Annotated in this window: 24 protein-coding genes and 1 pseudogene; 8 read left to right on the forward strand and 17 right to left on the reverse strand. The window is 33.0% G+C overall.

Going from position 1 to position 21150, the window contains the following annotated elements:
• Window positions 1-279 precede the first annotated feature (279 nt).
• From flgK to SB773_RS01550, 3 genes are read right to left on the reverse strand one after another with little or no spacing between them, the layout of a single operon-like run.
• Window positions 280-1578: a flagellar hook-associated protein FlgK gene (gene flgK / locus SB773_RS01540; RefSeq protein WP_002126575.1), complete on the reverse strand. Its 1299-nt coding sequence runs from the start codon at window positions 1576-1578 to the stop codon at window positions 280-282.
• 17 nt (window positions 1579-1595) lie between these two features.
• A complete protein-coding gene (locus SB773_RS01545; protein WP_002064619.1) occupies window positions 1596-2048 on the reverse strand; it encodes a flagellar export chaperone FlgN in 453 nt (150 codons plus the stop codon).
• Between the two features lie 15 nt (window positions 2049-2063).
• A complete protein-coding gene (locus tag SB773_RS01550; RefSeq protein ID WP_002086502.1) occupies window positions 2064-2528 on the reverse strand; it encodes a YaaR family protein in 465 nt (154 codons plus the stop codon).
• Window positions 2529-2671: 143 nt separating this feature from the next.
• Here SB773_RS01550 and SB773_RS01555 point away from each other — a divergent pair, with 143 nt between their 5' ends.
• Entirely contained in the window at window positions 2672-3169 is a 498-nt protein-coding gene (locus tag SB773_RS01555) for a flagellar motor switch protein FliG (RefSeq protein WP_002086503.1), read from the forward strand.
• Window positions 3170-3208: 39 nt separating this feature from the next.
• The gene (locus tag SB773_RS01560; protein ID WP_002166047.1) at window positions 3209-3991 is read left to right on the forward strand and encodes a CheR family methyltransferase; all 783 of its coding nucleotides are present in this window, start codon (window positions 3209-3211) and stop codon (window positions 3989-3991) included.
• Between the two features lie 38 nt (window positions 3992-4029).
• Here SB773_RS01560 and SB773_RS01565 read toward each other — a convergent pair whose 3' ends face one another.
• From SB773_RS01565 to SB773_RS01595, 7 genes are all read right to left on the reverse strand, one after another.
• Window positions 4030-4746: a hypothetical protein gene (locus SB773_RS01565; protein ID WP_033730487.1), complete on the reverse strand. Its 717-nt coding sequence runs from the start codon at window positions 4744-4746 to the stop codon at window positions 4030-4032.
• Window positions 4747-4773: 27 nt separating this feature from the next.
• Window positions 4774-6138: a hypothetical protein gene (locus tag SB773_RS01570; protein ID WP_033730489.1), complete on the reverse strand. Its 1365-nt coding sequence runs from the start codon at window positions 6136-6138 to the stop codon at window positions 4774-4776.
• 29 nt (window positions 6139-6167) lie between these two features.
• Window positions 6168-7814 carry a flagellar motor switch protein gene (locus SB773_RS01575; RefSeq protein WP_002126565.1) on the reverse strand — a complete coding sequence of 549 codons (1647 nt, stop codon included), beginning with the start codon at window positions 7812-7814 and terminating at the stop codon, window positions 6168-6170.
• Between the two features lie 208 nt (window positions 7815-8022).
• The gene (locus tag SB773_RS01580) at window positions 8023-9993 is read right to left on the reverse strand and encodes a chemotaxis protein CheA (RefSeq protein ID WP_002126563.1); all 1971 of its coding nucleotides are present in this window, start codon (window positions 9991-9993) and stop codon (window positions 8023-8025) included.
• A 129-nt stretch (window positions 9994-10122) separates the two neighbouring features.
• The gene (locus SB773_RS01585; RefSeq protein ID WP_000940577.1) at window positions 10123-10491 is read right to left on the reverse strand and encodes a response regulator; all 369 of its coding nucleotides are present in this window, start codon (window positions 10489-10491) and stop codon (window positions 10123-10125) included.
• A gap of 150 nt (window positions 10492-10641) precedes the next feature.
• Window positions 10642-11319: an OmpA family protein gene (locus SB773_RS01590; RefSeq protein WP_002012067.1), complete on the reverse strand. Its 678-nt coding sequence runs from the start codon at window positions 11317-11319 to the stop codon at window positions 10642-10644.
• A 22-nt stretch (window positions 11320-11341) separates the two neighbouring features.
• Complete coding sequence (locus SB773_RS01595) at window positions 11342-12175, reverse strand: flagellar motor protein MotP (protein WP_002012069.1); 834 nt, start codon at window positions 12173-12175, stop codon at window positions 11342-11344.
• 172 nt (window positions 12176-12347) lie between these two features.
• Between SB773_RS01595 and SB773_RS01600 the strand changes: the two genes are divergently transcribed.
• The gene (locus SB773_RS01600) at window positions 12348-12950 is read left to right on the forward strand and encodes an HD domain-containing protein (RefSeq protein WP_002030912.1); all 603 of its coding nucleotides are present in this window, start codon (window positions 12348-12350) and stop codon (window positions 12948-12950) included.
• Window positions 12951-12988: 38 nt separating this feature from the next.
• On the opposite strand, the gene hfq is transcribed toward SB773_RS01600, so the two are convergent.
• Together hfq and SB773_RS01610 are read right to left on the reverse strand one after the other, a co-directional pair.
• On the reverse strand, window positions 12989-13177 hold the full coding sequence (hfq, locus tag SB773_RS01605) for an RNA chaperone Hfq (protein WP_002012071.1): 189 nt from the start codon (window positions 13175-13177) through the stop codon (window positions 12989-12991).
• 55 nt (window positions 13178-13232) lie between these two features.
• On the reverse strand, window positions 13233-13451 hold the full coding sequence (locus SB773_RS01610) for an aspartyl-phosphate phosphatase Spo0E family protein (RefSeq protein ID WP_002141097.1): 219 nt from the start codon (window positions 13449-13451) through the stop codon (window positions 13233-13235).
• A gap of 304 nt (window positions 13452-13755) precedes the next feature.
• On the opposite strand from SB773_RS01610, the gene SB773_RS01615 reads away from it, so the two are divergent.
• The 4 genes from SB773_RS01615 to SB773_RS01630 all read left to right on the forward strand — a co-directional run bounded on the left by SB773_RS01615 (window position 13756) and on the right by SB773_RS01630 (window position 16737).
• On the forward strand, window positions 13756-13872 hold the full coding sequence (locus tag SB773_RS01615) for a YjcZ family sporulation protein (RefSeq protein WP_000007805.1): 117 nt from the start codon (window positions 13756-13758) through the stop codon (window positions 13870-13872).
• Window positions 13873-14064: 192 nt separating this feature from the next.
• Window positions 14065-14532, forward strand: a complete 468-nt coding sequence (locus SB773_RS01620; protein WP_002126550.1) for a VOC family protein — start codon at window positions 14065-14067, stop codon at window positions 14530-14532.
• Between the two features lie 5 nt (window positions 14533-14537).
• Window positions 14538-15764: an MFS transporter gene (locus tag SB773_RS01625; protein ID WP_002126548.1), complete on the forward strand. Its 1227-nt coding sequence runs from the start codon at window positions 14538-14540 to the stop codon at window positions 15762-15764.
• A 247-nt stretch (window positions 15765-16011) separates the two neighbouring features.
• Window positions 16012-16737: a sulfite exporter TauE/SafE family protein gene (locus SB773_RS01630; RefSeq protein ID WP_410588276.1), complete on the forward strand. Its 726-nt coding sequence runs from the start codon at window positions 16012-16014 to the stop codon at window positions 16735-16737.
• A gap of 224 nt (window positions 16738-16961) precedes the next feature.
• On the opposite strand, the pseudogene SB773_RS01635 reads toward SB773_RS01630, so the two are convergent.
• The 5 genes and pseudogenes from SB773_RS01635 to SB773_RS01655 form a co-directional block, all read right to left on the reverse strand.
• A pseudogene (locus tag SB773_RS01635) lies at window positions 16962-17573 on the reverse strand (PH domain-containing protein).
• Window position 17574: 1 nt separating this feature from the next.
• On the reverse strand, window positions 17575-18054 hold the full coding sequence (locus SB773_RS01640) for a sigma-70 family RNA polymerase sigma factor (protein WP_078178009.1): 480 nt from the start codon (window positions 18052-18054) through the stop codon (window positions 17575-17577).
• Window positions 18055-18294: 240 nt separating this feature from the next.
• Complete coding sequence (gene nfsA / locus SB773_RS01645) at window positions 18295-19029, reverse strand: oxygen-insensitive NADPH nitroreductase (protein WP_113735616.1); 735 nt, start codon at window positions 19027-19029, stop codon at window positions 18295-18297.
• Between the two features lie 220 nt (window positions 19030-19249).
• Window positions 19250-19567 (reverse strand): magnetosome magnetite crystal formation protein family, encoded by a 318-nt coding sequence (locus SB773_RS01650; protein ID WP_060751446.1) that lies wholly within the window; start codon window positions 19565-19567, stop codon window positions 19250-19252.
• 147 nt (window positions 19568-19714) lie between these two features.
• Window positions 19715-20251, reverse strand: coding sequence for a YdcF family protein (locus SB773_RS01655; protein ID WP_410588279.1), 537 nt, complete (start codon window positions 20249-20251; stop codon window positions 19715-19717).
• A gap of 202 nt (window positions 20252-20453) precedes the next feature.
• Between SB773_RS01655 and SB773_RS01660 the strand changes: the two genes are divergently transcribed.
• Window positions 20454-21119: a DUF421 domain-containing protein gene (locus SB773_RS01660; protein ID WP_002011883.1), complete on the forward strand. Its 666-nt coding sequence runs from the start codon at window positions 20454-20456 to the stop codon at window positions 21117-21119.
• Window positions 21120-21150 lie beyond the last annotated feature (31 nt).

The following is a 21150-nucleotide window of genomic DNA, read 5'->3' on the forward strand; positions in this document are numbered from 1 at the left end:
GAATTAGTGCGGTGAAGCAACCACAACTATATACGGCTCTCTGCTTCTACACTACGACGGATACTCTCTTTCCTCATAAAAGAGAGCTTTGTCATTTTTATTTAACACGAGGGCGATGCATTCACTAAACATGGCTTTCCTCTTAGCTAACTTACCCTTCAACCATCTCATATCTCTGGTCTCACATCGATTGGGCCACTAATAGGCACTGACCGTCTCTACCCTTCGCGGGTCCTCTCTCCAACCATAAAAGAAAGATGGGTTCGCTTTTATTACTCATTATCTAATAATCGAAAACAAACTATCAAACACTTCATTCATCGTCGTAATAGCTTTAGAGTTTGCGACAAAATATTTTTGGAAAGCCATTAAATTAACCATTTCTTCTTCCATATTTACGCCTTCAATACTCATTTTTTCTTGTTGAATACCTTCTAATAAATCTTTATGAATATTTTGATAAGCATTCACTGCACTTTTATCAGAAGCTACACCAACTATAAATTGGTCTAATGCTTGTTTATAAGAAAGACCTTCTTTATAATCTCCCTCTGTAATTCCTGCTAGTTTATTTGCTGTTTCAGCAGAGATTTTCATTTTCGAAACATCTTTTGCGAATTCAGGGTTTAACTGAATATCTTTCGCATGATCTCCAACGAAGAAATCTTTTCCCATCACTGTATTCACTTGACCTTTTACAGAACTCATTAATTCTTCAAGGTTTTTCTTATAACTAGCAATCTTCCCTTTCGTATCTATTGCTGATTGAATGGCTCCACCTGTTAAAGGAATATCCGATCCATAAATCGCAACAGACATTGGTTCTTTTTCTTTATTTAATTGAAGTGGATATGTATCTTGTCCATTTACTGTTAAAACACCATTCATTCTAACACTCGCGATATTAGGATTCATAGATTCATAAGATACTTCAATATTGGCATACTTAGACATCTCTGTAACGATGCGATCACGTTCGTCTAATAGTTGATTAGGTACTTGTGTCCCTGCTTGTCCAATTTTTTTATTCGCCTCTGCTAAACTAGCACCAAGACGATTAAATTCATTCACATGTGCTTCAATATCTTCTGTCGTCTGTGCTTCTGCTGTATCTAAGTTTTTCGCAAGACGATTTATCTGACTTGTGAACTTCCCAGTTTCAGAAACTAATGTATCGTAGTAGTTTGGTTGTTCTGGATTTTTTGCAACTTCACGAAAAGCATTGAAGAATCCATCCATTAAACTAGATAATGAATTTTTCCCTGTCGTTCCTACCATAGACTCTACTCGTGATAAAGTAGAATTCATATATGCGTAGTAAGAGAACTGTGACAACTGATCATTAAATTGCTTCGTTTTCACTTCATCTGTAATACGGTCAACTCCTAATGTTTGTACACCATAACCGATTCTCTGTTCAGGCGTATGACCGTTACTTGCTCCAACAGATCCGTAATTTACCATTTGACGAACATAACCCGGCGTATGAATGTTAGATAAGTTTTGTTTTGTCGTTTGTAATCCCATTTGGGCCGCTAGCATACCAGATAACGGCGTATTATAATCAGATAATCTCATAATGCTTCACTTCTCCTTTACAATAGTTCATTCATAAAGATTTGCGAATTATTGTTTTTCTCCAAATTGTATTCAGAAACGGAATCCACAATACTTTCTGTAGTTTTTAATAGTACGTTTAAGTAATATTGATTTTTCAAAAGAATCATTTTTACATTTTCTTCTAATTCATTTAAACTTTTTTGTAATTCTTCCATTTTTTCATTTTCTTCCTGTGAAAAATACGAAAATAGCGAACGCATACGCAGCGGTTCAACTTGTTTTTCTTTACAAAGCTGAACAACCATTTCCTCAAAAGATCGCGATAATCCTTTAACACCTTCTATGTACTGCAATTGCTCTACTTGCAACTTTTGAACTGCATTTACATTTTTATTTTTTAAATTCTCATATATTTGTTCCCCAAGCGTTTGAATATTTTCATATGCCTTTTGAATAATAACGAGCTTTTCATATAATTGTATGTACATATAGCTTCCTTTCCTTTACAAGACTAAATTTACAATCAAACCATGAATTTCTCCAATTTGATTTAACATTTCTAAATGCCCTGTTTTCGTATTAATTAAATTCATAACATCTTCTAACTCAGTTAATCCCATTTCAGCTTGTTTTACGATCGTCATTTTCTGCGAATATCCGTAACGCGGATGACGAGACATAACATCTTTATACTGCAATACGTTATCAACGTAAAAATTCAAAAATGATTTTACAGTATTTTTGTATTCCATTACATTATCGAGCGTTAACTCTAATTCGATTTTCTCTTTAATTTCTCCAATGTTATCAACAAGTGCTTCCATTTGTTCTAACAATTTATCTTTTTTCGGATCTGCATGCAAATTATCCGAAAAAGCAAGTCCTGTCCTGACATTTGCTTCTTTCGGCATTTGAGTAGCAGGCGGTATATGCGATAAAATTGGATTATGGGAGATAGAACGCAGCATATATATCACCTATTTATTTTTTTATTTCCTTCCAAACTTAATCGTAAAATCCAGTTATTTATAATTATACTCTGTACAATGATATTTTGCAGTTATTTTTTATAGAAGATATGTTACAATTTAGCATGAGGTGGCACAAATCTATGAATATTTTTCTTTGTGGTTCAAATCAATTAACAGCATTAGATCAGGAAGAAATAAAAAAATTTTTAATTGACTATGCTCACAAACATAAAATTTACATATTATGTTATAAATCTATTGAAAATGAAGTTCTTCGTTTTTTCATTGAAAATGAAAGGCTCGCTCAAAATTTATGCCTTTACACACTGCAACCGTTACATGTATTAACAGACGAATTTCAAGAAGTCGTTGATTATTTAAAAAAACACGGAGCAGAGTATATTGCTTTTGATCATCCTTCCGACTCCATTTATCGATCAGATTATATGTTTTTTGTAAAGCAAATTATCGAAGATACCGATTTAGTTCTCTGTTTTTATAACGGAGATAAACATACGTCTGTCATTCCCGTTGACGTTGCAAAAGAAGCAGGAATTGATGCTGTTATTTATGATTTACCAGGCTTACATGAAAAGCAGCTGAAAAAAAGCTTTGAACAAAAAATTCGTATGATGTAAAGGGGGAGGCACAATATCGTTATTGTGCCTATTGTAAATATGATAACTGAACAAGATTATAATCAATTTGTCGTAAGTTTTAAACAGCACTTTAATATGGATATCGCTTCCTATAAGCAAGATAGAATGCGCCGAAGAATCGACGCTTTCATTTCGAGAAAAGGTTTTGAAAATTACACAAATTTTTTAAATAATTTACGCACCGATCAAACGTTATTTTTAAGTTTTATTGACTATATTACAATTAACGTATCAGAGTTTTTCAGAAATAAAGAGCGCTGGCAAACGTTAGAGACGAAAGCTCTACCAAAGCTACTTGAACAAAATAACGGTAAATTAAAAATTTGGAGTGCTGCTTGCGCTGCCGGTGAAGAACCATATACACTTTCTTTAATATTATCGAAGCATCTAGCTCCGTTTCGCTATGACATTCAAGCAACGGATCTTGATTTTCATGTTTTAGAAACTGCGAAACGTGGTCAATATACGGAACGCTCTTTGAAAGAATTACCTAATGATTTAAAACAACGTCATTTCACAAAAGAAGATGATACATATATATTGCATCAAAATATTAAACAGCAAGTTACATTTAAACAACATGATTTATTAATGCAGACATTTGATACGAACTACGATTTAATCATTTGTCGAAATGTAATGATTTACTTTACAGAAGAAGCAAGAATAAAGCTTTATGAAAAGTTTAGTCGTTCTTTACGAAAAGGCGGCGTACTATTCGTTGGTAGCACAGAACAAATTTTAACACCCGAACGCTACAACCTTCAGCGTTTTGATACATTCTTCTACGAAAAAATATAGAAAAAGGTCGTCATAATTGAAATGACGACCTTTTTTTATTATATAATACGAATCAATATGATACCTATAACCCATATAAAGAGAAATAGAGCTGTAACAGACCATTTATGCTCTTGAATCGTATGTTTCAACGCATGAGATAATTGCGTCATATTCATTTCTGCAAGTGCTCTCCACACACTCACATCACGTTCTTTAGAAATACGATCCGTACCGCTAATTAAAATTGTTTCGTTAGACAATTTTGTCATGTAAGCTGTAATAACTGTTATCATTAAATTCGTATTTCCTTCTGATGTATCTTGTTCCACTCTAGAAATGAGCGCACTTACATCAAGTAACGGAATATGCACTTTTCTTCCAAACGAAAGCTGCACTTCAGCGAAATCATACGTTCCGTCTAATAACGGAACTCCCTTTATATGAGCTTGTTTAATAAGCCCCTGCAAACTTTTAACAATTTGTTCATATATTTTTTCCGATTGCTTTCCTTCCTCAGACAACATATGTAGCTTTGAAAACAACTGCAACACCGTATCCATTTCCTTAGAAAGCATTTCTTTTACAATCTTTCCATCACCTAAACTTGCAAGCAAAATCCCTATTTCATTGTTTTTCGAAATGATTTTGGGCTGCCCAGTAAACACAAGGTTACTCCGCTTTCGTTCTTTCTGAATTTCATGTTCTGAAATAGCTGCAGGCTGTTTTAATGGTTGTAGCGTCTTATTTTGAATTGTCGTACGTTTAATTTCCATTTAAGCGCCTCCACTACTATCAAATTATTAGCCCCATTCTTTATTACTCTTTAAAACTAAAAACAGTACAAATAATCCTGACATAACAGCAAACACATTAGAAGCCTGTACTCCCTGCTCACTTTTTTCCTCTTTCTTTTCTTGTTGTTCTTCTATTTTCTCTTTCTTTTTAGAAACGACTTGATTGTCATTTCCGCTTTTTTTCTCTTTATGAACCTTCACATTATTTACTTCCTTGTTGTCTGTTAACGACTCTTTTATAACGTAGTTGATTTCCTCTTTTTCTTTCAACGGCTCTTTTATATAAGAGTTCACTTTCTCTTCTTGCTTTCGAATTTGAACAACTGGAAGTTTTTCTTCTGGAAGCGGCATCTCTATTTTCGGATCTTCCTTCTTCTCAATTTCTTTCTTATCTTCTACTTCATTTTGATTCTCTTGCTCTTCTATCTTTTCATCATCTTTCACTTTTTGTTCGATGATAGAAACGATATATTCACTCTCTGTCACAAGTTTGTTACCTGCCCCATCTGTTACTTCCACAATAAGTTGATGCGGCCCAACAGGTAAAGCTTCTGTTATTTCAAATATTTTCTGCCAATCCATGTCACGTTTATTATAGTCTAATAAAAAAGTAATATCGTTACCGTCTTCTTTTCCTTTTAATATAACGCGCACTTCTTTAACAACCGATTCTATATCTACCGTTTGTACTCGTATATGAACGGATTCTCCCTTTTTCCGTTCAATTAAGTTCCCTTTTGCCTCATCAATACTAACTTTCTCTAACTTTGGCAATTCTTTATCTATAGTTGGTGCTTCATTGTTTATACGAATGAGCGGGACATTTAATTCGTTCTCTATTACTTCTTCCTTCTCATCTTCTTTATAGCTTTCAACGAGCCTAAGGTTCCAATCACCTTGTAAATCATATATTCCGGCCTTATAATTAGCGATCCATCGCTTCGTTTCTTCTTCATACTCAAAAGATATTATTCTCTCTTGTCTGTACTGCTCACCATTTTTTTGTAATTGTAATATGCCTTTTACACTTTGAATGTTTTTTTCATTTGATTCTACAGCAATCCGCACTTCTTCGCCAACCTTTAGCTCCTGCTTATTAACTGTAATAACCCCTCGGTCTGTTTCTATCGTTCTTTCTTCTTTTTTTTCTTTCCCTTGCTCATTTTCTACTGCTTTTTTTTCATCTTCAACCGAGGGCATTTCCACTTGTTCCGGCTGTTCCTGAACTTCTTTATTTTTTCCCTCTTGGTCATTCATTTCGCTTATATTTTGATCTTGTACACTTTTTTCTTCTGCCTGTCCTTGCGTTGGTAAAAATATACATATATGTAAAAATAGCCAACTAACTAGAAAAAACTTTACGTTTTTCATCTATTTGTTCAAACTCCTATTTTGACGCCTTATAGCGATTTCGTCACTTTTATTCCGAAAAACCCATCTACATTTACAAGTTCTCCATACGCCACTAATACATCGTTCACATAAATTTGAATCGGTTCATCAATATCTTCATCAAGTACGACCGCTTCATTTTCTTGTAGACTTAAAATATCTTGAATTGTTCTCACTGTACTTCCAAATACAAATTTAACATTCATTTCTACATTTTGTAGAATAGATGTATCCATATATACTGGCTCAACTTGCTTGACTTCTTTATATTCAATTGGCTGTACGACTGGTGCAGGAATTTCTTCCTCTTCAACAACTTCCTCAACTATTTCTTCTTGCTCTTCCACCATCGGATATAGAAGTCTTCTAACCATTTCTTTCGCTTCTGATATCGGTAGTATTTGATACATCTTTGATTGAAGGAGATCACCAATTTCAAGATTAAAAGTAATTTGAACGAGTTCGTCAACTGCCATCGACTCTCCCAAATATTCCATTTCTTCTTTTAAAGAAACAAATTTAACGTCTGGTGGTGTCATATCCATTTTTTCTTTAAACATTTCTGACATCGCTGTTGCAGCATGCCCCATCATTTGGTTCATAATTTCTTTAATGCCACTTAACTCTAATTCACTTAGTTCTTTCTCCGGATCAATTTCACCCGTTCCCATCATCATTAAATCTACCATTGTTAAAGCAACATCTTTCGTAAATACGAATACATTCTCATTTTTTAGTCCTTCAACAAAATCGACATTTAAAATAACAAACGGAACCGGTACTCCTTCATAATGACGAACATTAATCGCCTCTACATTTGGTGTACTAATAGTGACAGGCTGATTTAAAAGCGTCGATAGTACTGTTGAAGCCGAACCGATTGAAATATTCGCAATTTCACCAAGCACATCTTTCTCTTCTTGTGTTAATTGCTCTTTTTCTACATGCTCTTCTAAAATCTCAGTTTCCTGCACTTCCGCCGGCTCATCTATCTCTTCTTCCACACCACCAGATAATTGTAACAATTTATTTATCATTCGCTTCGCATGTTCAACTGAAACAACCTGTACAAGCTGAGAATTCACAAGATTATCTATTTTTAATTCAAACGATACTTTAACAACCATATTATTCCCATTAATACCAGAAATCTTCTCCATCTCTTCTGTAAGTTGCACAACTTTAATTGTTGGCGGAGACATGTCTACCGTATCTTGGAAGAATTCTGACATAGATGTTGCTGCGAATCCCATCATTTGATTCATAGCTTCTTGTACTGCACTTAGCTCTAATTCACCAAGCTCTTTTCCCTCTTCAACTTCACCTGTTCCCATCATCATTAAATCAGCAATAGATAAAGCAACATCTTGCTTTAAGACAAGAAGATTTTCCATATCTAATCCTTTTGTGAAATGGATATTTAATACAACATGTGGAATTTCAACATCACTTGTATCATATAAATCTACCAATTCTACTTGAGGAGCAGTAATACTTACTTGCCTATTTAAAATTGTTGATAATACAGTCGAAGCTGAACCAAATGATATATTAGCAATCTCACCAAGAATATCGCATTCTTGAGGCGTTAAATGTTCATATTCTTTTTCTAGCACAATTGTGCCAGTATCCCCTTTTGTGTGTTGCTCAGGCATTTTTCCTGCCTCCTCATTTTTGTTTTTCTATCAAATGATTTAAACTCTCTATTACACTCGTTATATTTTACCAAACTTATCATCCGAATTGTGAACATGTATTTATTTCCACAATATGTGTAAACGACGGTTTTCATATACTTATATTATTAGTTCTACCCAAAAAGCTCCCCAATTGTATACAAGTGGGGAGCTTCCTTCATTCCTATTATAAACCTTCTGGGTTTAAAATGAGGACCACTCGTCCATCACCGAGAATTGTCGCACCAGAGAAATAGTTAGAGCTCTCTGCAAAGAAATCACCTAATGACTTTAAGACTATTTCTCTTTGACCGATAATTGTGTTTACGATAAGTCCATAGCTACGATGTGTATTACGAACAATTAACACAGGAACCATTTGACTATCATATGATGCGAACGCCTCATCTACTGTTTTTTCACCAAATACAGTACTTAAATGTTTCACTTCAATAATTTGATTGCGATAGTTTAAAACGTCTTTCCCTTGTAACGATTGTATGTCTTCTTTCTTAATTCGAATGGCTTCAGCAATATTGCCAAGAGGCAAGGCATAACGCTTATCATTTGTTTGAACAAGCATTGATTGAATAATAGACAATGTTAAAGGAAGTTCAATTCTGAATGTACTTCCTTTTCCTTCTTCAGAATCAATAATTAAATGCCCACCTAAACTATGAATCGTATGTTTAACAACATCTAATCCAACCCCACGTCCAGAAAGGTCAGATACAACTTCCGCTGTACTAAATCCCGGTTGGAAGATAAGATCAAACACTTCACGATCCGTTAATTTATTTGCCTCTGATTCCGTTACAACACCATTTTTTATCGCTTTTTCTAATACTTTTCCTTTATGAATACCATTTCCATCATCAGTAATTTGAATTACGACATGATTTCCACTATGAAACGCCTCTAATTTAATAGTACCTGTCTCATTTTTCCCGGCATCACGTCGGTTTTCGACAGTTTCAATACCATGATCAATTGCATTACGAATTAAATGAACGAGTGGATCACCAATTTCGTCAATAACAATTTTATCAACTTCAGTATCTTCACCTTTAATTTGTAAATCGATTTTTTTACCTAAATCTTTCGCTAACATACGTACCATACGCGGAAAACGATTGAAGACCGTTTCAATCGGTACCATACGCATATTTAACAATACATTTTGGATATCTTTTGAAATATCCCCTAATCTATTTAAATGCTCGATTAACTCTTTATTTTGAATCGTTTCTGCTAATTCATCAATTCGTCCACGCTCAATTACACTTTCTTCAAACATATTCATTAATCTTTCGATTTTTTCTAACTGAACACGAATAGAACGATTCTCTACTTTAGCATTTTTCGTTTTTGTATTACTTTTAGCCGGTGTAGTACTAGCTGTTGGAGTTCGTGCCTCTAGAGATGGATCCAGCTGCGTTGCTGCAATAGATTGTACGATTCCTTCTTCAGCTATATTTCCTTGCTTCACTTCTACTTTCTCAATTTCAGAAACGTGAAGCACCACCTGTTTCAATTCTTCAACACTACGATCAGTATCCATATATACTGTAAACTCAAATCCAAAAGCATCCGCTTCGATTTCTTCAATGCTTGGAACCGTTTTTTGTATATCCCCTACATTTTGTAATGCTTCAATACACATAATGGCACGTACTGCTTTTAAAATGGCTTGTTGTTCGACGGTTATATATACTTCATGTGAAACTGTATCATCATTGTTTATACTACTTTGCTCTACTTGTTCCATAGAAACTTCTACATTCCCATTTAATAATGCTTCTAATTTATGCTTTGTAGATACAACATCAATATTACCCATTCCGCCCTGCTGCACATCTGTAACCATCTTTTCTAAATTATCAATGCACTCAAAAATAACATCAATAATATTAGCATTCACCATCATATTTCCATGACGGATTTCGTCTAAAACATTTTCCATCTTATGAGTTAAATCTGCCATTTCCGCAAATTCCATACTCGCAGACATACCTTTAAATGTATGAGCTGAGCGGAATATTTCCCCTACAACACCCATATCGGCAGGATTCTGTTCTAAATTTAGCACATTTTCATTTAGCGACTGTAAATGTTCTTCTGCTTCTTCAAAAAATATATTTAATAGATCTGTTTGCATTTTAATCCCCTACCTGTCTAACAAACATTTCATTTATGTATAACAATTTAGTGTTTTATAACGAGAAAAAAAGGGGCCACACGTCTATCCGCTATCATTGATTTGATTCTTTGTGGCACCCCTTCTATATTAGCTATTTGCTACTTTTGTTAAAGCTTCGATAACACGATCGGCTTGGAATGGCTTTACAATAAAGTCTTTTGCCCCGCCTTTAATTGCATCTAATACCATACCTTGTTGTCCCATTGCAGAACAAATAACAACCTTTGCACTCGAATCAATTTTCATAATTTCTTTTAATGCTTCAAGTCCGTCCATTTCTGGCATAGTAATATCTAGTGTTACAATATCAGGTTGAAGTTCTTTATACTTTTGAATCGCTTCTACCCCATTCTCTGCTTCACCGATAACTTCAAATTCTGAATTACTTTTTAATAAGTTTTTAATCATTGTTCGCATAAACATCGCATCGTCTACAACTAAAATTTTATGTGCCATTCTTTTTGGTTCTCTCCCTCTATGTATAAATATATCTTAATATTTTACCTTATCATTCTCACTCATTATACAAAATAAAACGAGAAAATTTAATATTTTTTTAAAAGAATTTCTGTATTTTTATTATTTTATTAATAAAATGGAAATATATTATTCTTTAATATATATTACAACGCGCCGGTTTTTCTCCCAATTTTGCGGTGAATCATTTGATGCTACTGGTTTTGTGTCCGCATATCCTACCGCTGCTAATCGTTTATCATCTACATTATACACTTCAATTAAGTGGTGAATCATATTAGCTGCTCGTGCTGAAGATAATTCCCAGTTGGAAGGAAATTTTTCATTATGAATCGGTCTACTATCTGTATGTCCTTCTACAACAATTGGGTTTGGTACCGATTGAAAGAACCCTACTAATTGACTAATTACTTCTTTTGCTTCCGGCTTAACATTCGCATCGCCTGTATCGAATATTAAGTTATCTACTATAACGATGCTAACACCTGTATCTTCTCGATATACATTCACTTGACTAACACCATTATTATCTACATATGCTTTTAACTTTTTATACAATTCATCCATTCGTTTTTTTGAAACTGCTTTTTCATCATTTTTTTCATGTGAAATATCTGGTATTGTACCTTCCATTACTTTCGCATCCACTTGTTCTGCATCACTAAACTTTTCAAGCATCTTCGATAATTTTACTGTATCTTGTTTTGATGTAGCAACTAATAGTACAAAAAAAGTCAATAACAACATCGTTAAATCAGTAAAAGTCGTCATCCAACGAGGCGATCCTTTTTGCGGTCGTTTTATCATCACCATACCACTCCTTGAAATATTAGGCTGCTCGTTTTTCTTTTTTTATCTTCGTTTCATATACGTATGTATCAAGTTTTAACTTTAACTTAGAAGGAATTTGTCCTCGGTAAAGCTCTGTGATTGCTTCTATTACAAACTTCTTCTCTGTATACAAATCTTCAATGCCACGATACACTTTTTCAGATAACGGTATTGCAATCATGTTTGCAATAACAGATCCATACAATGTCGTCAACATAGCAACTGCCATTCCTGTACCAATTTGCGATGTATCTTGCAAGTTTTGAAGCATAATAATAAGACCAATTAAAGTTCCTATCATACCCCACGCTGGAGCGAAATCACCAATCTTATCTAATAATGTTGCTCCTTTTCTTAACTCATATACTTCTGTTTCAACATCTCTCATTAATACTTCTTTTAATTCTGCTTCATCATATCCACTTAACATTAAACGAATCCCCTTTTGAATAAAAGGATTGTCTACTTGCTCTCCATCAACTTCTAACGAGAGTAAACCATGTTTTTTAGACTTCTTTGAAAAATCAACGAACAAATCCGTTAACTGTTCTAGATTTTCCTCTCTTCTATGTAAAACAGTAAAAATACTTTTCGTATATTTTTTTATTTCTCCAAATCTATATGCCACAATAATTGTCGCTGTTGTTCCCCCTATAACGATCAAAATAGATGAAACATCTAAGAAATTTTTAAAAGCTTTTATTCCACCACCGCCAAGCATGATCGCTGCAATTAAAATAACGAAACCTACTACAATGCCAAAGGGGCTAGAAATATCAAACTTCCTTTTTTTCCTTTGTGGTCTAGCTAATCCTTGATTTTCGTCTCCCATATTCCTGCCCTTCCTTTTTCGTTTTCGTAAAACATTTTTTTATTTTAATAATGCGTTTTCACATATAACAATCATTATACGCGTATCATCTATTTATCTCAATATACTCATTAAATTGACACATTTCATTTCTATATTAGAATTATAGTATGGAAATATGAGGAGGATCACGATGGAACATAACATTTTACAAGTCATTGCATTAGCAGAAAAACTAAAATATGAAATGCGACATAGTTGGCTTTCTAACGGACGTCAAGAAAGTGTTGCTGAACATACGTGGCGTATGTCCCTAATGGCTATCTTAGTTGAGCCTTATTTGGATCAAAAAGTAAATATAGAAAAATTACTTAAAATGGTTATTATTCATGACCTTGTCGAAGCAGAAGCTGGTGATATTCCTGCCTTTGATACGATGAATAGCCGTGAATTACAATTACAAAAACAGAAAAATGAGCTAGAGGCCATTTTAAATATTAAACGTACACTAGAAGGTCCTCTCGGCGTGGAATTATACGATTTATGGATGGAGTTCGAAGCGAAAGAAACGTATGAAGCAAAAGTTGCTAATGCACTTGATAAACTTGAAGTAAAAATTCAGCATAACGAAGCTGATATTGATACTTGGCTACCAATTGAGCATAAAATGACTTTCCAAGTTGGTAAACATACAGATTTTGACTCTTTCTTATCTAGATTACAAAAAATCATTGAACAAGACGGAGAAAAAAAATTACTAGCTGCTGGCATTGACGTTGAAGCATGTAAACAATAACCATTTAATTATGAAATAAGACACTCAAAATGAGTGTCTTATTTCATAATTGTTGATATTGCCTGCTTATAAATAAGTTGTTGTTTTCCATCTACTAATATTAATACTGTAAATCTATCTACTCCAACTACTTCCCCTACTATTCTTACTCCGCTCTTTAAAAATATAGTAACTGCACCTTTTTCTTCTTTTATTTGTTTATACAACTCTTCTTGTAAATGTTCCAATAACTGTTCTCTCCTTTATCAGTAAATAATCCTAATATAAAAAATTAAAGATTAATTACTTACATACTTTGCCTTTTATATTCATAAACTTATTAATTAGTATATCTAAATCTCGACTAAATAACAAAACTTTATCATGATCTAATCCATGCCTAGCAACAAGTTGAATTAACTCTTTCTTTTTGTGTTCTATTTTATTGTGTAATTGTCCCATCTCCATCTCTATACTAAAACTCCCTTTTCCCATAATATTACTTGTAAAATTATAGTACATTTCCACTCATAAAAAAATAAAAAAATGGCTTTTTTTACAAATTTTATATTTATGAAAAGAAATTTTAATGTAATTGTAAGTTACATACCCCTTTCATTTGCAATACATTCACCTATTATACACTTCCATATTGTTTTACCATTTTTAAAAAAGCGCTATGAAACAAAGTAAATATCATATTTAAATCCAATCACAGGCTCTTGTCTAATTAGAAGTAAGACTTGCTCCTTTTCTAAATAAAAACATATCTTATAAAGTAATCCATTAGTTATATAGATTAATTTCCTAAAAAGGAGGAAAAAACATGAGCTTTGGTGGTAGTTGCGCTGGTTTCGGCGGTGGATTTGCTTTACTCATCGTGCTATTCATCCTTCTAATCATTATCGGATGTAGCTGTTGGGGTGGCGGCGGAGGGTTTTAAATATAATACGTATCCTTTTCGCTAAACTCTAAATGAATGAAATAGGTTAACTAAAAACTATACGAAAACAGCTCATATTTGAGCTGTTTTTTCATACTTTCGTATGAATTTATGTCCATCTTTTTTGTGATTTCAACTAACAAGAAATCGTTTACTATGGAATAAGAAACATTTTTACTAAGGAGGATTACAATGATTAAGGGTCTTTATGAAGCACATTTACCTGTCTGTAATTTAGAAAATTCGATACCTTTTTATGAATCACTGGGGTTAAAATTATATAAAAGAGACAACGATATCGCCTTCTTTTGGATTGTAGAAAATGAAAGTTGGATTGGTCTTTGGGAAGGAAAAGAATACAAAGTCAATTATCATCCATCCTTACGACATATCGCTTTCCAAGTAAGCTTACACGATTTAGAAAACGCAATACACTGGCTCAAACAGAAAGGAATTCCAGCGCGAAAAGACTTTGGAATGGAGCCAATTGAGCCAATCGTTTTTCCAGAATTAGCACACGCCTCCGTATATTTTAACGATCCTGATGGAAATAGTTTAGAATTCATTGCACAATTACCTGTTGGACTACCTAAAGCAGAGAAAATGTATTTAAGTGAATGGAAAAAGCATGTACAAACATCGCCAATAGATAGGGATTAATTTTTATGTCAGTGCAATCAGTTTCTTATTCCACACTTCTTAGAACAAATAAAAACTTTAAAAAACTATTTTATGGTCAAACATTAAGTGTACTTGGGGATTGGTTTCATACTGTCGCTTTATTAACACTCGTCTATAGCATAACAGAATCTTCATTTATGTTAGCACTCACCTTTATGAGCAAAGGGTTACCTCAACTTCTTCTGAGCCCATTCATAGGCGGAATTGTAGACCGTTTTTCAAAAAAGAAAATTATGATTTTTACCGATAGTTTACGAGGAATTATCGTCCTCACTTATTTATTAGCATTCTACAAAATTGAAATTATTTTCGTTTCTAACATATGCTTATCAGTACTCTCTTGCTTATTCGAGCCTGCTAAGCAATCCACTCTAAAAAATATCGTACATCAAAAGCATTTCGTAACCGCTAACTCTCTTTCTAGTACAATCAATGGTTTTATGTCTATTATGGGAGCTTCTTTAGGTGGGCTCATTGCACAATCTTTAAGTATCGAGATTGCCTTCTTTATTAATAGCCTATCATACTTTATTTCAGCCTATATTATTTATAAAATAAAGATCCCTTCTCGTGACACTTTTAGCAAGAAAAAAGCGTTTTTCACTGATATAAAAGATGGTTATACATACATATTACAAAGCAAAATTATTTTAACATTAATTCTTGTCGGCATTTCATGGGGCATTATTGGAGGTGCCTATCAGTTACTTCTAACAATCTATGCCGAAAGAATCTTCCACACTAACATTGGTATTTTATATGCGGTTCAAGGGGCTGGACTTATGATTGGCAGTCTCCTCGTTAATCTTTATATGTCTAAAAATGAAGACAAAATGAAAAGAGCATTTGGTTGGGCCTATTTACTACAAGGAATTTTCTTTCTCGGATTTATTCTATCCGATCAACTTATTATCGGTATCATTACATTACTCTGTATGCGTATAGCAGGAGGTATCATCGTTCCACTTGATACGACATTACTACAAACGTATACGCAAGAAAACATGATTGGTAAAGTTTTTTCATTTCATTATTCCATCTACGGATCGCTTATTCAGTTATCTATGTTTATTACAGGATGGTTTTTAGAAATCCTTTCTCCTCAAGTGATTGGTAGCTTGTTAGCTATATGCTGTATTTTTGTTAGTTTTATATGGCTTTTCTTGTTTTATCGCGGTGAGCTTGGTGAAGAATCTATTGATAATCAATAGATTCTTCACCAAATTTTATTTGATCTCATTTATTAGCGCTGCGTAACAATACAATTATTTGAAAATGTCAACCATATTCGTTAATGGGCCCTATACGTGAATGCTATTTGAGAAGAAACTAAGTATTTATGTTAAAATAAAAGTAAGATTGTGAAACATTGCACTTATGCTAAAGGCTCAAAATAGCTAAATTCGATTTTCATGGTATTAAAATATTTAGTGTATTTGATTAAATAGGAGGGCTATTTTGGAGATTACATTAAGTTTCATATGTATTATATTGGTGGCTTCTGTTTTGCAAACAAGTACAGGTTTTGGCTTTTCCATAATGGCAACACCTTTTTTACTAATGTTATTCTTACCACAAGAAGCTATACAAATTAATATTATTTTATCATTAGTTATTTCAATATCACTCATTTGGAAAATAAGAATGGACATTGATTTTATTCTACTGAAAAGGTTAACTATTGGAAGTATAGTTGGTGTACCTTTTGGTATTTTACTCTTCATTTCCATTAATATAAACGCTTTTAAATTAGCAATTAGCATCCTGCTCTTACTATTAACATTGATGCTAATATGCAACTTTAAGGTTAAATCAACACCATTTAGAGATTTTATAGTTGGTGGATTATCAGGGCTTTTAACGACCAGTATCGGTATGCCAGGACCACCCCTGTTACTTTACTTTACAGGAACTGATAAGAAAAAAGAGAAGTTGAGAGCAACTACTTTAGCTTTTTATCTATTTATATATTTCATTAGTCTACTAACTCAAATACTCTTTACTGGCACAAACAAAACAATTTGGGAATCAAGTTTTTATGCTATTCCAATCGTATTTCTAGGTTTGTATATAGGTCAAATTATTTTCAAATGGCTTAATCAACGGATTTTTAAAATATTTACGTACATCCTTTTAAGTTGTACGGGGGTTTATCTTCTTATTGAAAGTTTGAACTTGTTATAGAGAATGCTTTAGATAGTGCACAATAATAGATAGGTTCAAACGAAATTATTGTTGTATTTTTAAGTACGGTGCAGTATTTCACTCCAAAAATAAAATAACTTTATTTTCAGTTTACAAGTACTAATCCACTAGTAATTCTTTCATAAGTAGATCATTTGAAAACTACAAGATCCTTTTAATACTAATTAAACGATAAAAAGCGGCTATTATGCCGCTTTTTATTTTTATATTAAATATGGTAAAGCTAGAAGGCTACCCATTGCTATTACAAATACACTAAAGAAAATCATCCAACCTTTTTCTAAATCTGTATACTTTCCTACTTTTACTCCGCGTTTTTTTAACTCCATAATAATCATTGCAATTTCATGTGCATACGCAACACTTCCAAATTGTATATAATTGTTATTATATTTAATCTCAAAGACATTTTTCATTTTTTTATGTTGCGAAATGGATTGTATATCCTCTATTGGCATACTATGTTCATTTGTCTTTTTAAAATAGCAATCTAACCCTTTCATTATCACTCTTTTATTCGTTAAAACGATATAATAATAAAAGGTAGCTCCTGCTTATAATATATTCGGTATGACTTTACTATTTACCATACATCCTTCGTCTACTAACAGTTCCTTCTCGATTTCTTCATCAGCTTGTAATTCGTTGCGAATTGATTCTTCTAACATTTGTACAGTTAATTTTTTTAATAGTTCTCCATTTCTTACATAATACTTATCTATATTTATAGAATCATTCGCTTCTTTCTCTAAACGTATAATTTCTTCTTCTGAATATTGGAGCTCATTTAACATCGATAATAATCTTTTATCCATATTACACACTCCCTTTCCATAGTTTTTGAAGTTTTTTCTTTCCACGAGAAATTCGATTGTATATATAGTCAGCCGTTACTTTTAATTCTTTCGCAATATCGTCAATGGAATACCCATCAATATACCTCTTTAAAAAGATATACCGATCCTTTGTATTTAAATCTTGTACGAGTTCCATAATCTCTTCTTCTTGTTCTATTTCATACCTATCATGGATACTTGTATCTATTTCTACGTCTTTATCGATTTTATTCTCTTTATATACTTTCTTTTTATATTCCAATGCCTTTAATTTAGTAATACCAATCATCCAAGATTTTAAGTTTCCCTTTTCTATATCAAATTGTTCGATATTAAACCAAATGATAGTAAATACATCATTATAACAATCATCCACATATTGTTTTTCAATAGGGGTACTTAATGATTTATGAATAATGTACAAAATTAATTTTCCATATTGATCAATTACTTCTTTCAAAGCATCTTAATCGCGTTTTTTCATAGCTATAATTAAATCCTCTTCAGAATCGAAAATCATAAACATCTTCCTTCCTCAGTTCCCCTTTAGCAGCTGCTTTTACTTACTATTGGCATTTTATTCTCATTTTCTATCATTTTTGTAAAAATTTATTAATCTTTATTTCTATGTATATGATAGCAAAAAAATACATTTCTCCTCAAAAAAAGACAAACCCGCATTCCAGGTTTGCCTTTTTACTTATTTCTTATTTAATCCTTTTTCATTTAAAAACTCTTTCATATGCATTCTTTTCTCTTTGGACATAAATGAGCTCATTGATTCCGTCCATGTTACGTTTTTTTGATTTGACGATCTTTCTTTGTAATACGCACTCATCGTTTCATCATATTCGTTTAATAATTCATCATATTTCTTTTCATCGTATCCATTTTCATGAAGAATGGCCGCTACCGGTAAACGTGGCTTAACTCCATGATCTTCATTTGGTACGCCCACTGTCATTCCGAATACCGGATATACTTTATCCGGTAAATGAAGCAATTCACTCACTTCTTTCGGGTTATTACGAATTCCGCCAATATAACAAATGCCGTATCCTAATGATTCAGCTGCAAGTGCTAAGTTTTGTGCAAATAATGAGGCATCTACTGTTGCTACAATAAAGTCCTCTACTCCCTCATGTTTAATCTCTGTTCCATGTTTCTCACATGCAGTTTCTAGACGTTTTAAATCCGCACAGCATACAAAGAATGCTGCGCAGTCTTTCACATGACGATTCCCGGATAATTCAGCTAGTTTAGCCTTTAGTTCCTGATCTGTTACATATATAAGAGAATACGCCTGTACAAAATGTGAGGAAGCTGCATGCTGCGCAGCTTGCACCATTCTTTCTACTATCTCTTTTGAAATTGGTTCTTCTTTATATTTACGAACTGAAACGTGTTGCTCCATTTTATGTATCATCTCATTCATAAAAACCACTCCTTTTTTCTCTTCATAATAAAAAATTAACATATCTTTTTCATTATTCACAACTTATAAGCAAAAAAAGAGCACTCCTTTATGAACTGCACCTCCAATTGTTAGACTGTGTCTAACAATTGGGGTGCAGTTCATTGTGAGTTGCTCTTTTTTAAATACATATTAATATGGTAAATGAAATTATATCGACTTTACACACATAACGACAACGTTAAGCTGCTTTCAATACTTTAATACCTTTAACAATATTCCAAATGAAGTAGTAAATCCCTACAAGAATAAACACTGCATACGTTATAACCATCCCAATTCCAATGCTCTCAGACTGATTGAAACTTAAACCGTATACTCCTGATAAAGCTAACCCTCCAAATAAAATTGCATATGGGAAAACATGTGACCAAAATGCTTTTTTCGCATGATATTTTACTTCATCTTCCGCAACGAAGTAAACGATAATTGGTAGTAAAAATGGTGCAAAAAAGATACTAAAATAACATAGCGAGGATAAAATATTATTTCCTTTCATACGATTCACCTCTAAAGTTTTTTATTACCTTCATTATGTCAGGAAACCTTTCCAGAAACTATCGCTTTACCTTTCATGAACATGACATTTTTGTAAGATTTTCCTCGAAATAAATCCCGCCTCAAATTTTGGGCGGGATTACTTTAACTATATTCGATTCATAAACCAATATTGCGTAATCGCTAAATATTCTCGTACATTCGATGGAATGATAATTGGCTTCGGTGTTTTGGCCGGAAGCCCTTCTAATTGCAAACCTTGTTTTGCAGCTATTTTTTTCGCTCTAAACATATGGAAATCGTTTGTTACGATCATACCTTTTTTCATATTGGCTGGAATTAACGGCTTTGAGAATTTAATATTTTCATCTGTGCTCGTCGACTTATCTTCCATTATAATGCGGTCTTCTGCAATATTTTGTTTCATTAATCCTTGTTTCATCGCTAATGCTTCTGTAATATCTTCACCTTTTCCTTGGCCTCCAGATACAATAGCAATTGTTTTATCATGTAATTTTAAATACTCAGCTGCTTTATCAATACGATATTGCAATGAATAAGAAGGTTTTGTTCCATTTACTTTCGATCCTAGTACAATTATATAATCCGCATCATCAATTGCATGCATATGCCCATGCTTATAAATGTTATATTGTAAAAACCCCGCATATACGGCGCAAATCATTATAACAACTAAAATATACTTGATTATTTTCTTCTTTCTCATATCCATATACCCCTATTCCCTTTACTTCCTTTATCATAATATCCATTTATTCGTTTGTATACAGACGAATTCCAATTAAGCCTAATTTATCCTCCAAAAGGTAATATTTCTATTAATTTCGGGAATAGTAAGTACAACTTCGCACGAAGGAGTGTCCCTATTGCTTCTCTTTTTATGTAACGTATCATTCTTTTTCATCTTATTTTTACTATCACTTAAGCTACTTGGTAAATCTGCATTAGCACAACTAACTCCTCATGATTTTGGGGCTATTATCTTTTTATCTTATTTAGCTTTTCAAGCCATACCAGTCGCTGGTGCTTTACAAGCATTTCTCGGTATGGTCGTTATTACATGTTTGCATTTGCTTCTTACAAAATTAAGCCTACTCAACAAACTAAATCGTTTTATTCTCGGACACCCCATTATTTTAATTAAACATGGTGATATTATTTTTGAGAACTTACAAAAAAGTAGATATCCGATCCCTGAATTGCTTTCTAACCTTCGCGTCGCAGGATATCCAAGTGTTCATGAAATCGAGTATGCGATATTAGAAGCGAATGGCGCTATTAGTATTTTACCAAAAAGAGAACTTGTGCCTCTGACTCCAAAAGATATGAATATAAATGTTAAGTATGCAGGCTTACCAATTGCTCTTATCGTTGATTCACAAATTCAATACGATAACTTAAAATTAATCCATAAAAATGAAAAGTGGTTACATGCAGAGTTAATGGAGAAAGGCGTTACAAATATTAAAAATGTGGCTTTCGCTTCTGTGCAGGAGACAGATGGATCTTTTGCGATTAGTTTAAAAGAATGAAAAAAAATCCCCTTACTTGTTCAAGGGGATT

The organism is Bacillus sp. SIMBA_074 (genome assembly GCF_046534555.1).
Taxonomy (GTDB): domain Bacteria; phylum Bacillota; class Bacilli; order Bacillales; family Bacillaceae_G; genus Bacillus_A; species Bacillus_A mycoides.

What these genes read in the sequence shown, in the direction of transcription:
- flgK (WP_002126575.1), bottom strand. Translation starts at nt 1,578, where the DNA reads ATGAGATTATCTGATTATAATACGCCGTTATCTGGTATGCTAGCGGCC.
- SB773_RS01545 (WP_002064619.1), bottom strand. Translation starts at nt 2,048, where the DNA reads ATGTACATACAATTATATGAAAAGCTCGTTATTATTCAAAAGGCATAT.
- SB773_RS01550 (WP_002086502.1), bottom strand. Translation starts at nt 2,528, where the DNA reads ATGCTGCGTTCTATCTCCCATAATCCAATTTTATCGCATATACCGCCT.
- SB773_RS01555 (WP_002086503.1), top strand. Translation starts at nt 2,672, where the DNA reads ATGAATATTTTTCTTTGTGGTTCAAATCAATTAACAGCATTAGATCAG.
- SB773_RS01560 (WP_002166047.1), top strand. Translation starts at nt 3,209, where the DNA reads ATGATAACTGAACAAGATTATAATCAATTTGTCGTAAGTTTTAAACAG.
- SB773_RS01565 (WP_033730487.1), bottom strand. Translation starts at nt 4,746, where the DNA reads ATGGAAATTAAACGTACGACAATTCAAAATAAGACGCTACAACCATTA.
- SB773_RS01570 (WP_033730489.1), bottom strand. Translation starts at nt 6,138, where the DNA reads ATGAAAAACGTAAAGTTTTTTCTAGTTAGTTGGCTATTTTTACATATA.
- SB773_RS01575 (WP_002126565.1), bottom strand. Translation starts at nt 7,814, where the DNA reads ATGCCTGAGCAACACACAAAAGGGGATACTGGCACAATTGTGCTAGAA.
- SB773_RS01580 (WP_002126563.1), bottom strand. Translation starts at nt 9,993, where the DNA reads ATGCAAACAGATCTATTAAATATATTTTTTGAAGAAGCAGAAGAACAT.
- SB773_RS01585 (WP_000940577.1), bottom strand. Translation starts at nt 10,491, where the DNA reads ATGGCACATAAAATTTTAGTTGTAGACGATGCGATGTTTATGCGAACA.
- SB773_RS01590 (WP_002012067.1), bottom strand. Translation starts at nt 11,319, where the DNA reads ATGATAAAACGACCGCAAAAAGGATCGCCTCGTTGGATGACGACTTTT.
- SB773_RS01595 (WP_002012069.1), bottom strand. Translation starts at nt 12,175, where the DNA reads ATGGGAGACGAAAATCAAGGATTAGCTAGACCACAAAGGAAAAAAAGG.
- SB773_RS01600 (WP_002030912.1), top strand. Translation starts at nt 12,348, where the DNA reads ATGGAACATAACATTTTACAAGTCATTGCATTAGCAGAAAAACTAAAA.
- SB773_RS01610 (WP_002141097.1), bottom strand. Translation starts at nt 13,451, where the DNA reads ATGTACTATAATTTTACAAGTAATATTATGGGAAAAGGGAGTTTTAGT.
- SB773_RS01615 (WP_000007805.1), top strand. Translation starts at nt 13,756, where the DNA reads ATGAGCTTTGGTGGTAGTTGCGCTGGTTTCGGCGGTGGATTTGCTTTA.
- SB773_RS01620 (WP_002126550.1), top strand. Translation starts at nt 14,065, where the DNA reads ATGATTAAGGGTCTTTATGAAGCACATTTACCTGTCTGTAATTTAGAA.
- SB773_RS01625 (WP_002126548.1), top strand. Translation starts at nt 14,538, where the DNA reads ATGTCAGTGCAATCAGTTTCTTATTCCACACTTCTTAGAACAAATAAA.
- nfsA (WP_113735616.1), bottom strand. Translation starts at nt 19,029, where the DNA reads ATGAATGAGATGATACATAAAATGGAGCAACACGTTTCAGTTCGTAAA.
- SB773_RS01650 (WP_060751446.1), bottom strand. Translation starts at nt 19,567, where the DNA reads ATGAAAGGAAATAATATTTTATCCTCGCTATGTTATTTTAGTATCTTT.
- SB773_RS01655 (WP_410588279.1), bottom strand. Translation starts at nt 20,251, where the DNA reads ATGATTTGCGCCGTATATGCGGGGTTTTTACAATATAACATTTATAAG.